A 15,742-nucleotide genomic window follows, 5' to 3' on the forward strand; every position below is an offset into this window, starting at 1 on the left:
AGGGAAGCGCGCCGTCGCCGCGATAAGTCATTCGTGCAGTGCCTGCGCGGGCAGGAGGCGCGAGCTGCGCCAGGCGGGATAGAGGCCGCTGAAGACACCGACGACGATGGCGATGGCAACTCCCTCGGCTAGCAGCCCGGCATTCACGTCCGGCTCGAGCAGGCCGCGAATGATCGGTGCGGTGACGAGCAGTTTGACGCCAAAGAAGCCAAGGATGACGCCACCCGCTCCGCCGAGAAAACCGAGCAGAGCGGATTCGCACAAAATCATGCGGATGATGCGCGAGCGCTTCCAGCCGAGGGCGAGGAGCACGCAGATTTCCTGGGTCCGCTCGAACACCGTCATGAGCATCGTGTTCATGATACCGAGGATGCCGACCAGCACGGCCAGAAGAGACGTGCCCCAACTCATGCCGTGAATGATGCGGTAAGCCTGGCTGCTGCGGACATCCTCCTCGGCCGGCATGGCGTGAAGCTGCGGCACAAGGGATTGGATGCGTTGGCACAGGTCGGAAATCTCTTCTTTGGTCGTTCCCGGAGTCGCGCGGATGTTGAGGACGTTGATCTTTCCCTGGTTGCCGGTGAGTTCCTGATAAAGCGGCAGCGAGAGGATGACCGAGTTGTTTTCCACCATGGCCCCGCCATCGACCACGCCGACGACCGGGAGTTCTTCGGTTTCGAGCTGGAGCGTATCGCCGACTTTTTTGCCCAGGATCTGCGCGGCGAGGGTGCCGAGGACGACCACCTTTTCATGCGCGTCCTTCGGCAGACGGCCGGAGACGAGCTTGAGATTCTTCCAGGTATAGCCACCCCATTCGCGCGCGGAGACGATCATCATGTCCGCTTTCTCGATGCTGGTGAAATCGACCATCAGCGAGCACGTCTCCGCCACGTGAGGCAGTTGCCGAATTCCTGGCACGACCGATTCGCTGAAAGGCTGCGGAGTGAGACTGCCCGCCATGTTGCTGACATCGATATCCGTTCCGCGCGATTTCATGCCGGAAGTCCAGCTCGTCTCAAACCCGCGCGACATGCCAACCAACGCCACAACGGCGCCGATGCCCACAGCGATGCCGACGATCGTGAGTCCAGTACGAACCGGGCGCCGGAATAGTCCGCGAATGATAACGGTCAGGAAAGTCATTTTACTTCGCCGTGCACACTGTCAGGTATGTTTCGGGGATGCTCTCCGTATTCATCAGGGCCAGGGAATGGAAAGGCAACACGCGATAGTTAGCCAACCCCTCCACCTTTCTTCGCAGAAAAGGTTCACGGCGGAGAGGTCGGCGACTTCGAACTGCTGACCTTTTTCGCGGATGAATTCGCAGGAGAGGGGACCGCGGGCCGTGTCCGGAAAAGAAGAATCTGAGATTTTGCCCGGAACCGGGCGCTTTCCAAAGAGGCGCGCCTGGATCTGCCCCCGCTTGAAATCGTGATGAGCCAGGCATTTGACAAGCAAAGGGAGAACACCGAGAAAGCCTATTTTCCCCCAAAGAAAGCCCCCTACGGGTGATTCTCCCTCAGAGCCTTAATTCTATGAACCGACGCAGCTTCATTCTTCGATCCATTGGCGCGACGCTTGCGTTGCCGAAACTGCCGTCGCTGATGGCTGCTGCCGTGGAGGGTAATCCGGCCGTCCAATCGGTGAAGGGGGCCGGGGCTGAGGCTCGACGGTTTGTCGCGATCGGAAACTTGCTCGGCTTTCAGGTGAAACAGCTTTTCCCCAAGACCGGGGGGATGGACTACGAAAAGACCACATTGCTGGATCCGCTGGCCGAAAATCGCAGCCAGCTGACGGTGTATCGTGGGCTGGATCACGGCGTGAAGGGTGGGCACTTTGCGGTGCATTCGTTCCTCTCCGGCGTGCTGAATTCCGAGGCCCAAAACCGCCCGGACGGCAACGTGACCATTGACCAGTATCTGGCGGATGAAGTCGGCTACCAGACGCGGTTTCCGTCGCTGACGGTGGGTTCGGAAGGCGGCATCCACGGCGGCTGCCAGATCGCGTGGACCAAATCCGGCGTGCGGGTCCCTCCCGTCACCGGCCCTGCGGAGTTGTTTGAAAAGCTCTTCGTCAGCGATTCGAAAGAACGCCAGGCCCGGCGGTCGGAGGAACAGCAGGTTCAGGGATCGATCCTCGACTCGGTCATGGAACAGGCCAATCGTCTTTCCCGCCAGGTGAACAAAGAGGACAAGGACAAGCTGGACGAATATCTGACCTCCGTGCGCGACGTGGAAAAGCGCCTGGAACTCCGCAAGCGCTGGGCCAGCCAGCCGAAGCCGCAAGCCCCCTTCGAGAAGCCGGCCAACCACAACGCGGTCGAGGATCTGCCGCTGATGTATGAATTGATTGCGCTCGCTCTGCAGACGGACTCCACCCGGATCGCCACGCTCGAAATCGGCGGCGACTTCATGCCGCAACACTTGGGCATCAAAAAGGATTACCACGCCCTTTCGCATCACGGGAACGACCCCGAGGCCATCGCGAACCTGATCACGCTGGAGACGTATCAGATCATGCACTTGGGCAAGTTCCTCACGCGCCTTTCGAAGATGAACGACGGCGACCGGATGCTGCTCGACTCCACCACCGTGTTGTTTGGCAGCGGCATGGGCGACGCGAATACGCACAAGAATTCCGACCTGCCGATCATCCTCGCCGGTGGCGGTTACAAGCACGGCGATTTCCGCGAGGTGTCGCGCGAGGTCAGCCACAAGGTGCCGCTGTGCAATCTCTTCGTGGACATCGCGCAAAAGATGGGCGTGGAGATCGACCATTTCGGCAGCAGCAACGGTTGCTTCGCGTAATGCGGGTCATTCGTCTGTTGTGTCGGGCCGCCGCCCTTGCCGCGACGGCCTGCGTCGGTATTGCCAGGGCCGGGGAAACTCAGCCGCCGGCCAAGGTCGTGGGGGCTTTCCTGGAGCAGTATTGTTTGGATTGCCACGATTCCACGACGAAGAAAGGGAAGCGCAATCTCGAGGCGTTTCAGTTGCCGCTGAAATCGGTCCCGAATCTGATTTCGGCCCGGGAGCTCATCGACGAGATCGCGCTGAAGGAGATGCCGCCGAAGAAGTCCGACCAACCGACGGCGGAGGAGCGTCTCGCAGTGTTGCACGCGCTACGAGAGGGCACCTCGGCAGCCCGGAGCGTGATCGAAAGTGCCGGCCCGCACACGGCGATGCGCCGCCTGACTAGCCGCGAATATGAAAACACGCTGGCCACGCTCTTCGGTCGCCGCGTGGACACCCTGGGGCTGACCGCGGATTTTCCCAAGGAGAAGACCAGCCAGCACATCGACACCATCGGCCAGTCGTTGGTCACCTCCGGCTTTCTCCTGGATCAATATTTCCAGTCGGCCAATCGCCTGGTCGAAACGCGGCTCGGGAAACCGATCATGAAGCCGCAGCAGTGGCACTTCAACGGCCACTTCGTCCAGTACGAGGAACTGCAAGGCCCGCACAAGGACGTCTTCAACTACGGTTTCCTGAACATCTACGAACAACCGAACACCGACACGCGGCAGGGTGGTTACGGCCATATCGAGGACTTCCTGCAGGGCGTGCCCGTCTCCGGTCTCTACGACATCGAAGTGGTGGCGCAGGCGATGCATCGCGACACGCATTACGATCCGGCGATCTTTGGCATCGACCTCTCGGAACCTTTCATTCTCGGCATCGTCCCCGGCGATATTACCAAGGGCCACATTCACTATCCGCAGCCCATCGAGCCCTTGCTCGCCAGCAAGACCGTGCCGGACGAGAAGCTTACCCCGCTGGAATTTCGCGTCTGGCTGGAAGCCGGGCAGACCCCACGGTTTATCTTTCCGAACGGGCCCTATGAGTCGCGGGCCGCCGTGGTGACGATCAACCAGCGTTACAATAACGAGTTCAAAGTGAAGATGACTGGATCCTCGGTCAGCCGCGCCCGCATCCTGCGAGAAGGGGAACTGCCCCACATCCGGATCAGTGACATCAAGATTCAAGGGCCGGTGACGGAGCATAGCGGCAGCGTGGAGGAAGTGGCCGTCTTCGGCAAAGACGGCTTTCAGGCCGATCGCGCGATGGATCAGCTTCTCGCCTTCGCCGAAAAAGCCTATCGTCGGCCGCTGACCGATGCCGACCGCGAGCCCATCCGGGCCATGTATGAAAAGCGGCTGGGAGAAAAAGCGACTCCCCGGCAGGCCGCGTTGGATGCCTTGAAGCTCATCCTTTGTTCGCCCTCCTTCCTTTATCTCCGCGAGACCACCGAGGCCTCCGCGAAGGCGCTCAAGGCTTACGACCTCGCCTCGCGGCTCTCCTACGCGTTGTGGGCGGCGCCGCCGGACGATGCTCTGCTGGCCGCGGCCAGGTCTGGCAAGCTGACCCAGGAGGCCGAATTGAGGAAACAGGTGCAGCGTATGTTAGCCGATGAACGCGTCACCGCCTTCGTGCATGGTTTTCTCGATAGCTGGCTGAATCTCCGCGACCTCGGCAGCCAGCCGCCGCCTCGCGAGACGAACCGCGCTTATTACGCCGAAGATCTGCCCACCTCCATGAAGATGGAAGCGCGTCTCTTCTTCCGGGACCTGCTCAAAAACAATGGTTCCGCCGCGGAGTTCCTCGATTCCGACTACGCCTTCGTGGACAAAAAACTCGCCAAGCTTTACGACCTGCCCGAGCAGAAAACCCTGCGCCTCGCCGACGGCTTCAAAAAGGTCAGCCTCAACGGCAACGAACATCGCGGAGGTCTGCTCGGCATGGCCGGCGTGCTGACCGTGAGCGCGAACGGTGTGGAGACATCGCCGGTCACCCGCGGCGTGTGGGTCAGCGAAAATATTCTCGGCATTCATCCGCCGCCGCCGCCGGATGATGTGCCGGCCATCGAAGCCGACGTCTCCGGCGCCACTACCGTTCGCGAACGTCTTGCCCGGCACCGCGCCGACAAGGTCTGCGCGGAGTGTCATCACCGAATCGATCCCCTCGGCTTCAGCCTGGAAAGCTTCGATCCCATCGGGCGCTGGCGCGCCGCCTATCCCAAGCCCAAGCAGAAGGACGTGCCCGCTCCCAAGGTCGATGCCTCCGGTGAGTTTACCTCCGGCGAAATCTACGAGGACTTTGCCGGCTTCAAGAAAGTCATCTGCGCAACCCGCGAAGATCTCTTCATCCGCCACCTCATCACCGAAGTCCTGAGCTACAGCACCGGCCGGTTGATGGAGCCGGCCGATAGCTTCGTCATCGACGACATCCACGAGAAAGTGAAAAAGGAAAATCTCGGCCTGCACACGCTGCTCGTCGAATGCCTGACGAGCGCGATTTTCCGGTCACGTTGAGGGGTGCCGGCCTTTCGGGGATTCGAAATAGAACTGTAGCCGTTTGCGTGTAGACAGTGATGTAGTCGCCCACGCTCCGTGGCGGCCGGTGATCGCGCCATGGGACCGCCCCTATACCACCTTCTCTTCGGCCACGTCTTTAATTGAAAACTAAAGGCTACAAGTAACTCTACGTAGGGTGTTCTATGTAAATTAGTAATTTCACCAAAATAAGTTTGTTGGGCCGTCGGCGCGAATGTAAACCGCACTTACCCCAAGGAGAGATGATATGCGAAAGAGAAAAACGATGGAACGAATGAGTCTCAGCAAGGTTGTGTGGAGAACAGCTTTCGTGATGGTGTTTGTTTTCCTGGTCGGTGCTTTTACAGCGATGGGGCAAACCTCTCCGCCGACGACGGGTTTGAAGCTGTGGCTGGCCGCTGACACGAGTGTCACACTAGACGGGTCCGGCGGGGTGAGTGCTTGGGCTGATCAGAGCGGGAATGCGAATAATGCCACGCAATCCACTGCCGGCAACCGACCGACGGTGACGGCCAATGCGCTCAATGGAAAACCGGTAGTCCATTTCAGTGGCGCGTCCAGCCAATACCTGACGCTGCCGAACTTGATGAGCGGGGCCACGGCCGGCGAAGTATTCGCCGTGCTACGGTCTGCTTCCACCACCGGTGCGACCGGGTTGTGGAATTTGGGTTCCGATGGATGGTCGTGGTATTCCTATACGGACGGCCGGATCGAGGCGGATTTCGGAACTACCGGCGGCCTGTGGGAAGGGGTTCCGAGTCAAAGTATTCTTTCTTATCACGTCTACGAAGCGGCGAGCCAGACCGGTCTCTACCAGAGTTGGATCAATGGAGTGCCATTGTTCAAGACCACGAGCAATACCGTGGCGTTCACGACGGCTCCCCTGATCGGCGTCAATGGCCACGGGAATTACTTTTCCGGTGATATCGCGGAAATCATCATCTACAATCGCGCGTTGAGTACTGCGGAAAGAGGGCAGGTTCTGGCTTATCTGAATCAAAAGTATGTGGTCATCCCGGCTCCTTCGGCTCCGACGGGAATTGCCGCTACCCAGATCGCACCGACCCAAAATTTGGTGACTTGGGATTGGGTATCAGCCACCGCCACTGTTACCTATGTCGTAGAGCGAAAACAAGGCGCTGCGGGAACGTATGCCCAGGTAGGAACGACGACTGGAGCGAGTACTTATCTCGATGACTCGGTGACGGCCGGTGCGGAATACTTTTACCACGTCTATGCCACCGACATTGGAGGGGTGAGCGGTTATTCCACGGAAACCGGGGTATCCATGCCGATGACGGAAGGAGGCGGCGTTTCGGTTTCTGGAATGAAACTCTGGCTCATGGCCGATGGAGCCTTGAGCAGTCCGGTCGCGGATCTTACAGACTACAGCGGGAATGGAAATGACGCGGTGCAGTCGCTAGGGGCGAATCGACCAACCCTGGTTACGAATGCGTTGAACGGTAAACCGGTGGTCCATTTCAGCGGTGCATCCAGCCAGTACCTGACGCTGCCGAACCTGATGAGCGGGGCTACGGCCGGTGAAGTGTTTGCCGTGCTGCGGTCTGCTTCCACCACCGGTGCGACCGGGTTATGGAAATTGGGCTCCGATGGATGGTCGTGGTATTCCTATACGGACGGCCGGATCGAGGGGGATTTCGGAACTACTTCCGGCCTGTGGGAAGGGGTGCCTCCGCAAAGCATTCTGCAGTATCAGATTTACGAGGCTGCGAGCCAGACCGGTCTCTACCAGAGCTGGATCAACGGGGCACCGATATTTGAAACCACCAGTAACACCGTCGCGTTCACGACGGCTCCCCTGATCGGCGTCAATGGCCACGGGAATTACTTTTCCGGAGATATCGCGGAAATCATCATCTACAATCGTCCGTTGAGCGACTCGGAGCGCCAGGGCATCATTACTTATTTCTGCCAGAAATATGCTTTGTTGAGCATCCCTCCGGTGCCGACGGGATTGCAAGCGGCCGGGCTCAATGCCACCACGGCGCTGATTACATGGAACGGCGCGGTCAACAATTCGGCTGTGAGCTATGCCGTCTGGCGGCAACAGGACGGCGGCGCCTGGACTCAGATCGCGACCGTGCCGGACCGCACGACCTATTTTGACACCGGGATTGTGTATGGCAGCACTTATGCCTACGCAGTGCAGGCGGTGAACGGCAGTGGGGCCAGTAACTTGACGACGGCAGTTGTACTGAATCGCAATTTGCCGCAAGTCAACACCCTTCCGACCAGTGGCATGAAGCTCTGGTTGATGGCGGACGGTCTGTTGAGCAGCCCGCTGGCCATTTTCCCAGACTACAGCGGCAACGACCACGATGCCCAGCAGACGACGAGTGCCAATCGCCCCACCGTGGTGGCCAACGCGCTGAACGGCAAACCGGTAGTCCATTTTAATGGCGCGTCCAGTCAATACCTGACGTTGCCGAACTTGATGAGCGGGGCCACGGCCGGCGAAGTATTCGCCGTGCTGCGGTCTGCTTCCACCACCAGTGCGACCGGGTTATGGAATTTGGGTTCCGATGGATGGTCGTGGTATTCCTATACGGACGGCCGGCTCGAGTCGGATTTCGGAACTACCGGTGGCCTGTGGGAAGGTGTGCCGAGTCAAAGCATTCTCGACTACCACGTCTATGAAGCGACCAGCCAATCGGGGCTATGGCAAAGTTGGATTAATGGGAACCAATTGTTTAAGACGACGAGCAACACCGTGGCGTTTCCCAGCAATCCGACCATCGGTGACAACGCGCACGGAAATTACTTTTCAGGCGATATCGCGGAGATCATCATCTACAATCGACCTCTCAGCGTGATGGAGCGACGGAGCGTATTGCAATACTTTGCCCTGAAATACCTTATTCCTGGCTTGGACGCGGATGGTGACGGCCTGACGAACGCCCAGGAACTGGCGCTGGGCACGGATCCATTGAATTGGGATACCAACGGAGACGGGTTGTCGGATTTGACCGACATCCTGCTCGGGTACGATCCGAAAAACATGGATCTGGACGGCGATGGATTGACCAATGCGCAAGAGCTCGCCATGGGCATTAATCCGTTTGTGGCGGATACCGACGGCGACGGCGTGCCGGATGGGTTGGACGCATTCCCACTCGACCCGACGCGATGGCAATTGCCCGTCATTCCCGGAGATACCACGCCGCCGGTAATCACTCTTTTCGAACCGATCGGCGCGGTGCCAGTTCCGTAGCACCCCGGCCCAGGTTACTGACGCTTTTCACAGGTAAGGAGACCCGTTTTATGTTTAGATTGGATCGTTGTTTTCACATTCGCGACCACTGGAGAGGTCGCCGCATTGCTCTTATTCAAAATTGGAATGATTGGTGTGTAATGAGGATTGTCGCGCTCTTCCTGATTCCGGTTTTGTTGCTGACGACGCCGGAGGTGGTTTGGGCCGCCAACGCGGTAGACGGACCAGCGAATCCCAATTCCACAACACCCACGCCGCGACCGGTGCAAGGACCCGGGCGGCCGCCTACCCGTACACTTCCGGTCATATCGACCGCTCCGGAGAAACACGCCGTGCTTTCCGTCAACCCGAGCGAGAAGGAGGTCACGGATTGTGGGGCTTTCCTCGAACCGCTCGTGCCGGTCGGAGGGACGCCTTCGGAAGCCGATAACCAGAAAGTCGCGCGGTTGATTGCGCAGTGGAGATTGCGGACGGATGTGGAGGATTTCTCGTTGATCGACGCCTTCGTCCGCCACGAGCCAAATTCTCCGTGGATACCGGGACTCTTGCTGAATAAGGGACTGTACTGCCGAAAACTCGGCTATTTCTCGCAGGCATTGACCGCCTGGCAGGAAGCGTGGAATCGCGGCAAGGGAGAGCAGGGCATGAAAGGAAAAGCCTTGATGGATCGGGCAGCCGGAGAATTGGCCGAACTCAATGGCCGGCTTGGACGTTACGAGTGGCTCACGCCGTTTTTCAAGGAAATCGAAGGCCGCGACTTCCGCGGATCAGCCACGGAAAAAATCGCCGGGGCGCGTCAAGGTCTGTGGTTGATGGAGAATCGACCGGCAGATGCGTTTCGCTGCGGCCCGATGGCGCTGGATCGGATTCGGGCGCATCAGGACCAAAAACTAGCTTTCGATGTGAAGATCCTGAAATCACAGTCGACGCGCCAGGGGATGAACCTGGCCAGTGTGCAGGAACTCGCGGGACAATTGGGAATGGATTACCTGATGGTACGGCGTGATCCGGGGGCGAGTTTGGCGGGCATGGTGCCGGCCGTCATTCACTGGAAAGTCGGCCATTACGCGGCGTTGACGGCTGCCAACGGAAACCGCTTCCGCGTGGAAGACCCGACATTTGGCGGCGCGATCTCCGTTAGCCAAAGGGCGATCGATGCGGAAGGCAGCGGTTACTTCTTGGTGCCGCGTCCGGCCAACGGCAATTTGCCGGACGGCTGGCATTTGGTTTCGGCCAGTGAAGGACAAAAGGTGTGGGGCAAGGGGAACACGGGGGCGAGCGACCCGAATCGTACGCGTTGCAATGACATCAAAGTCCGCGGTGGTTGCTGTGGGAACGGACATGGCATGGCGGATTATGACGTGCACGCGATGCTGGTGAGTCTGAACATCGTTGATACCCCCGGTGGATATACTCCGCCCAGAGGATTGCCGGTGTCGTGCACGGTTCGCTACAGCCAGAGAGAAGCAAACCAGCCGGCGATCTTTACCTATTCCAATTTTGGCAACAAATGGACCTGCGATTGGTTCTCCTACGTCGAATATAGCGACATTGACCCGACACTCCCGCCGATGATCTATCTGCCGGGAGGTGGGGCAGAGATCTACCCCGACCTGGCGTTGGATACGATCCAGACGCCGAACGGTCCGGTCCAGATGGCGCAGGTGACATGGGGCTCTGATCAGACGTATTACCCTCCGCAGCCTTTCGTGGAGACGGCAAATTATCAGCCGCAACAGGAGACCATGGCAGTTCTGCAGAAGACGGGTAGGACCACCTTCATCAAGACCTATCTCGACGGAAGTGTAGAGACCTACGATCACCTCGCGACGCAGGACATCATCATGTATCCGCGCCGGTTGTTCTTGACTAAACGCGTGGATGCACTGGGGAACGAAATGGACTTTACCTACGACAGCGACCACCGGTTGCGGGCGGTAACCGATGGCATCGGCCAAGTCACGACACTTTATTATGAGAATGCGAGCGACCCACTGAAGGTGACGAGTGTAGAAGATCCATTCGGTCGGACGGCCCATTTCGATTACAACGCTCAAGGCCAGCTTTCCAAAATCACGGACGTTGTTGGCATGACCAGCGAATTCACATATGGGACTGGCGATTTCATCAATTCCCTGACTACGGGTTACGGGACGACCACCTTTGCCGAAGGAGAAAGTGGCACCACGCGCTGGGTCGAGGTAACTGATCCGAACGGAGACAAAGAGAGAACGGAATTCATCCACCAAGCGCCAGGTATGGTGTTCTCGGAACCGGCGGCAAATACGCCGGCAGGAATTAATGTCTTCAATCAGTATCTCAACTATCGGGACACCTATTATTGGAACAAGGCGGCCTATAAAGAGGCATTTGCCAATGGGGGGCACGACTACACCAGGGCTCGGCAGTATCACTGGCTGCACTCCCAGGATGTGAATGTTTGCTCGGGGACACTCGAGACGACAAAGGAAGCGTATGAAAACCGGGTTTGGATGCATTACCAAGGCCAGACCGCTCCTGGCTTCGTCAACGACACGATGATGATGCACCCGGATGTAGTCGCCCGTGTGATCGATGACGGGTCGACTCAACTTTCCCAGTTTCAGTACAATGAACACGGGAAGGTGACATCCGCGATTGATCCCTTGGGACGCGAAACCGATTTCACCTACGACGATTCAGGCGTCCACGTCAAAGATGTCAAACAGAAGCTCTCCGGCGGCGGCAGCGATCTCCTTTCGAGCGCGACTTACAATGCCCAAGGGCAGATTTTGACGACGACCGATACGGCCGGCCAAACGACGACCATGACCTATAACGGCCACGGTCAAATCGCCTCTGTGCAGGACGCGTTGGGGCGAACCACGACATTTGACTATGATGGTGATGGTTACGGCACGACATTGATCGGTCCGGAAGGGGTCGGTGCGGCGATGGGGCACGATGGCTACGGACGTATCTCGCAAATTACGAACAGCGATGGCTACACCGTTCAGATGGAATATGATGATCTCAATCGTCCCACGCGAACTACCTATCCGGACGGCAGCTACGAGCAGATCACGTATAATTTGCTCGATGCGGAGTGGACTCGGGATCGTCTTGGACGTTGGACGCACAGTTTCCACAACGCGCTCAAGCAGTTGGTCGGTGTGGAAGACCCTGCGAACCAATATACTGGGTATGTTTGGTGTCTTTGTGGTGCTCTAAAGACCATCAACGATCCCATGCAGCATTCGACGACCTGGCATCACGATGCCCAGGGGCGCGTAACCAGCAAAGAGTTTCCAGACGGCAGCAGTGAGACGTATGCTTATCAGCCTCTCTCCGGTCGACTGAGTAGCGTGACCGATGCGCTGGGGCAACAAACCCAATACATCTATAACGTGGACAACTCGACCGCCAGCGTGGTCACGACCAGTCCATTGGGCAGGCCCGGTGTCGGCGTGAGCTACACCTACGACACGGACTACTCGCGGCTCTCCGGCATGACTGATTCGGATGGCGTGACGGGTTACAGTTATGTCCCCGCTGGGACGAATGGCGCTGGCCAGATAGCGAGTGTCGATGGACCGTTAACCAACGATACCATCGCCTATACCTACAACGAGATGGGCCAGCCAACGTCACAAAGCATCGGTGGCGTGGCGTCGTCGGTCCATTACGATTCTCTGGGGCGGGTCGATACGGTAACCAATCCGTTGGGAACATTCACCCATCATTACGAAGGGGCCAGCAACCGAGTTTCCTACACCGATCTGCCCAATGGGCAGCGCACCGCCTACGGCTATTTCGACAATAGCGGCGATCGACGTTTACAGAGCATAGCGAACACGACATCCGGGGGGACGGTGCTTTCCGCCAGCAGCTACACCTATACTGGCCCCGGTGGACTGATCCAGAACTGGACGAAACAGAAGGGTGGCCAGGATACGACCCAACTGGTGGCACGTTACGATGCGGCCGATCGCTTGAGCGATGCCAGCGTGAGCGACACGGTGACGGGCGCGGAACTGAACCGCTATGTCTACCACTTCGATGCGGCCGATAATCGGACCAGTGAGCAGAATAATAATTACGCGGCCAGCGAGGCATCGAATCTTCTGAACCAGTTGGGGTCTCACGCCGCAGGCGGGACGCTCAAGGTCCGTGGGGCGGTGGATAAAGCGGCGGCCGTGACCGTCAACGGCGCGTCGGTAGCGCTGGAAAGCAACAACACCTTTGAAATGACCTTGCCGGTCCTGCCGGGCAACAACCAGTTTCAGATCAAGGCGACGGATGGCAATGGCAACCTGGGAATGCAGAACTACCAGGTCAATGTTCCGGCGTGGCCGACCCAGTCGCTGTTCTACGATCTGGTTGGCAACCTGACCTCAAAAGCGGACGGCACGAACAACGTGAGCTATGAATGGGATGCGGCCAACAACCTGATTGCCATCGATTCCGGAACGCATCGCACGGAATTCGGCTACAACGGCCAGGGGCAGCGGGTGAAAATCACCGAGAAGGAAAATGGCGTGGTGACCGACAGCAAGCGTTTGCTGTGGAACGGCATGACCTTGTGCGAAGAGCGTGACGCTACTGGGGCAACGGTGAACAAGCGCTTCTTCGGCGGCGGAGAGCAAGTAGCCAACGGCCCCAGTGCCGGCAGCTACTATTACGCGACCGATCATCTCGGAAACATCTCCGAGATGACCGACTCCACCGGAGCAGTCAGAGCGGATTACGACTACACCCCCTACGGGACACGGACCAAAACGGCAGGGGACCTGGACACCAACTTAGGCTTTACCGGTCACTACCTGCACCAACTGAGCGGCCTCTACCTTACCCCCACCCGACTCTACGACCCTGCCACCGCCCGCTGGTTGGCCCGCGATCCGATTGGCGAAGATGGCGGATTGAACCTCTACGCATACGTTGGTGGTAATCCGCTGAACGCCATCGATCCGTCAGGGCAGAGTTGGGGAGGGTTCTTTTTGGGCGTTGGCGTTGGAGTTTTGGCAGGCCTACTCTTGGCGCCACTTCTTGGGGAATGTTTGTTGGCGGCGATGCTGATCGGCGCTATATCGGGTTTCCTCGGCAACATGGCGGAGCAATGGTACGACAAAGGTTGGGGGTGCATTGACTGGAAGGCTGCACTTAGGGCGGCAGCGTGGGGCGCTCTTTTGGCTGGCGCGTTCTCTCTCGCCGGTGAGGCTATTGGCGGATTTGTTGGCGCTGAAGGGGGGGGCGCCGCAGAGGGAGCAGCTTCACGCTTATGGTGTTTCCTGCCTGGCACATTGGTTGATGAATCTCGGGGGGAAATACCGATCGAAAAGGTGCAACTTGGAGATCGCGTTGTAACCACAGACCATGCGCAGCCACAGGAAAATTCGACGGAGGTCGTCCCAACCACGTGGCACTTGGTGCGTTTGCGGATGCCAAATCCAGATCGGAGCAAAGACACATTGGAAATGGCGTTTTTACGATCGAACGAGTGGATGTCATCCGAAGGGTGTGAGGTTGGAAAGGGAATCTGGCTCCAGATGTCCGAGCTTGGCATTGCTGGATGGGCGCAAGTTGAGACGATCGAGCCGTGCCCCACGATCCAAACTGGTGATGGACGTGTGGTGACTGGGATGGTGACACACCTGAATGGTTATGTGCTGCGGCTACACTTCGATGGGACGGACGAAACAATTTCGCCGACAGTGATGCACCGGTTGTACTCGGCCACCCGTCATGAGTGGGTTCGCGCCGGTGAATTGAACGCAGGCGAAATGCTGAAAACCCACGCTGGGACCATTCGTGTTGCGTCTATTGAGCAGCTACTCGGCATCCATCGCGTTTACAACATCGAGGTCGAGGCGGAACATCGATATTTCGTTGGTAAAGCGAAAATTCTAAGTCACAATGGCTGCGGAAACGTTTTTTCTTCGGCAGAGAGCCAGAGCTTCAAGTCATTCGCTGCCTTAAAAACGGCTTTGGGATCCCCTGGGGAAGGAAATGTCTGGCACCATATAGTGGAACAGGCTCAAGAGAGCCGATTTGGAGCAGCAGCCATCCATAACACAGATAATGTAATAGCTATATCTGCTCAGTTGAATAGTGATCTGAATGCGCTTTATTCATCGATTAGACCTCAAATTACGGGAAGCATCAACCTGACGGTTAGGGATTGGCTTAGAACGAAATCATTGCAGCAGAACTATGACTTCGGTCGAGCCGCTCTACACTTCGTTTCAACCGGGCAATGGTAGTGAACAAAAAAGAAATACAAATTCTAACTGAGAAATTTGCCGATTCGTTGGCGGCCCAAAATGACTCGATCAAGCGGCATGATCCTGTTTCGGGTAACCAATTTGCCTTGGAATACATTAACGCTGCCAAGACGCTTATACGGCAAGGACAGGACGGTATAAATGCTTTGGCTCAGCTATTGCATGATCCACGTCGTGACGTTCGTGGAATGGCGGCCGCTTTTCTGATACCCTTCCGAACCGATGAGTCAAAGGCAGTGTTAAAAACATTAATTGAAGGAGAAGACATGATCGCCTTCGAGTCGAAAATAACTTTGGAGAGATGGGAGAGAGAAAGGAGGGGGATTGACCTAACTTAGGAGGACGAATCTGCGGGGGAAATAGAATGGTGAAAATGGGGTCAGGTGAAAATGGGTGAAAATGGGGGCAGGCGACATAATTTGACAGTGGGTGGAAAATGGGAAAATGGGGTCGAAAATGGGGTCAGGCGCCATTTATTGACAGGAACGGAGATCGTTCCGTAAGGTCGTGTGGAAAATGGGGTCATAGCAGAAATAGGGGTCACATAGCAGAAATAGGGGTCAGGCGACATTTATTGACAGGAACGGAGATCCTTCGTAAGCGTTATCCGTAGCGCCATCGGAACGGGGTAGTTTCGTAGATTGGGTAGGAGCTACGCTATGCAATCTATGGAGCAGGCCGATCAAGTATTGAAACAGGACGCCCGAGGGCGTGTGTGGACGCCAGCGGAGCGGCGGGAGGCGGTGCTGGATGAGTTTGAAAGGAGCGGGTTACCGGCGGCGCAGTTTGCCGCCCATGTCGGAGTGAAGTATCCGACCTTTGCCAGTTGGATGCAGAAGCGGCGCAAGGCGCGTGGCGAAGGCAATGCGCTGCAGAAGCAGAGGCCCACGGTCCCGCGGTTGGCGGGTGGGTGGAGGC

Annotated in this window: 6 protein-coding genes and 1 pseudogene; 6 read left to right on the top strand and 1 reads right to left on the bottom strand. The window is 57.6% G+C overall.

Going from position 1 to position 15,742, the window contains the following annotated elements; genetic code table 11:
• Positions 1–27: 27 nt before the first annotated feature.
• Positions 28–1,143 carry an ABC transporter permease gene (locus CFE428DRAFT_RS18515; RefSeq protein WP_006981149.1) on the bottom strand — a complete coding sequence of 372 codons (1,116 nt, stop codon included), beginning with the start codon at positions 1,141–1,143 and terminating at the stop codon, positions 28–30.
• A 392-nt stretch (positions 1,144–1,535) separates the two neighbouring features.
• On the opposite strand from CFE428DRAFT_RS18515, the gene CFE428DRAFT_RS18525 reads away from it, so the two are divergent.
• The 6 genes and pseudogenes from CFE428DRAFT_RS18525 to CFE428DRAFT_RS18550 all read left to right on the top strand — a co-directional run.
• The gene (locus CFE428DRAFT_RS18525; protein ID WP_006981150.1) at positions 1,536–2,807 is read left to right on the top strand and encodes a DUF1552 domain-containing protein; all 1,272 of its coding nucleotides are present in this window, start codon (positions 1,536–1,538) and stop codon (positions 2,805–2,807) included.
• Positions 2,807–5,308, top strand: a complete 2,502-nt coding sequence (locus tag CFE428DRAFT_RS18530; RefSeq protein ID WP_006981151.1) for a DUF1592 domain-containing protein — start codon at positions 2,807–2,809, stop codon at positions 5,306–5,308. The genes CFE428DRAFT_RS18525 and CFE428DRAFT_RS18530 overlap by 1 nt, the downstream gene beginning before the upstream one ends.
• Positions 5,309–5,678: 370 nt before the next feature.
• On the top strand, positions 5,679–8,561 hold the full coding sequence (locus CFE428DRAFT_RS18535) for a fibronectin type III domain-containing protein (RefSeq protein WP_157447570.1): 2,883 nt from the start codon (positions 5,679–5,681) through the stop codon (positions 8,559–8,561).
• A gap of 332 nt (positions 8,562–8,893) precedes the next feature.
• Positions 8,894–14,803, top strand: coding sequence for an RHS repeat-associated core domain-containing protein (locus CFE428DRAFT_RS33980; RefSeq protein WP_162145285.1), 5,910 nt, complete (start codon positions 8,894–8,896; stop codon positions 14,801–14,803).
• Complete coding sequence (locus CFE428DRAFT_RS18545) at positions 14,803–15,162, top strand: hypothetical protein (RefSeq protein ID WP_131990199.1); 360 nt, start codon at positions 14,803–14,805, stop codon at positions 15,160–15,162. Before CFE428DRAFT_RS33980 ends, CFE428DRAFT_RS18545 begins: the two co-directional genes overlap by 1 nt.
• A 321-nt stretch (positions 15,163–15,483) precedes the next feature.
• Positions 15,484–15,742, top strand: a pseudogene (locus CFE428DRAFT_RS18550) (IS66 family insertion sequence element accessory protein TnpA); the annotation flags it as partial.

The sequence above is a fragment of the Chthoniobacter flavus Ellin428 genome (genome assembly GCF_000173075.1).
Lineage (GTDB): Bacteria > Verrucomicrobiota > Verrucomicrobiia > Chthoniobacterales > Chthoniobacteraceae > Chthoniobacter > Chthoniobacter flavus.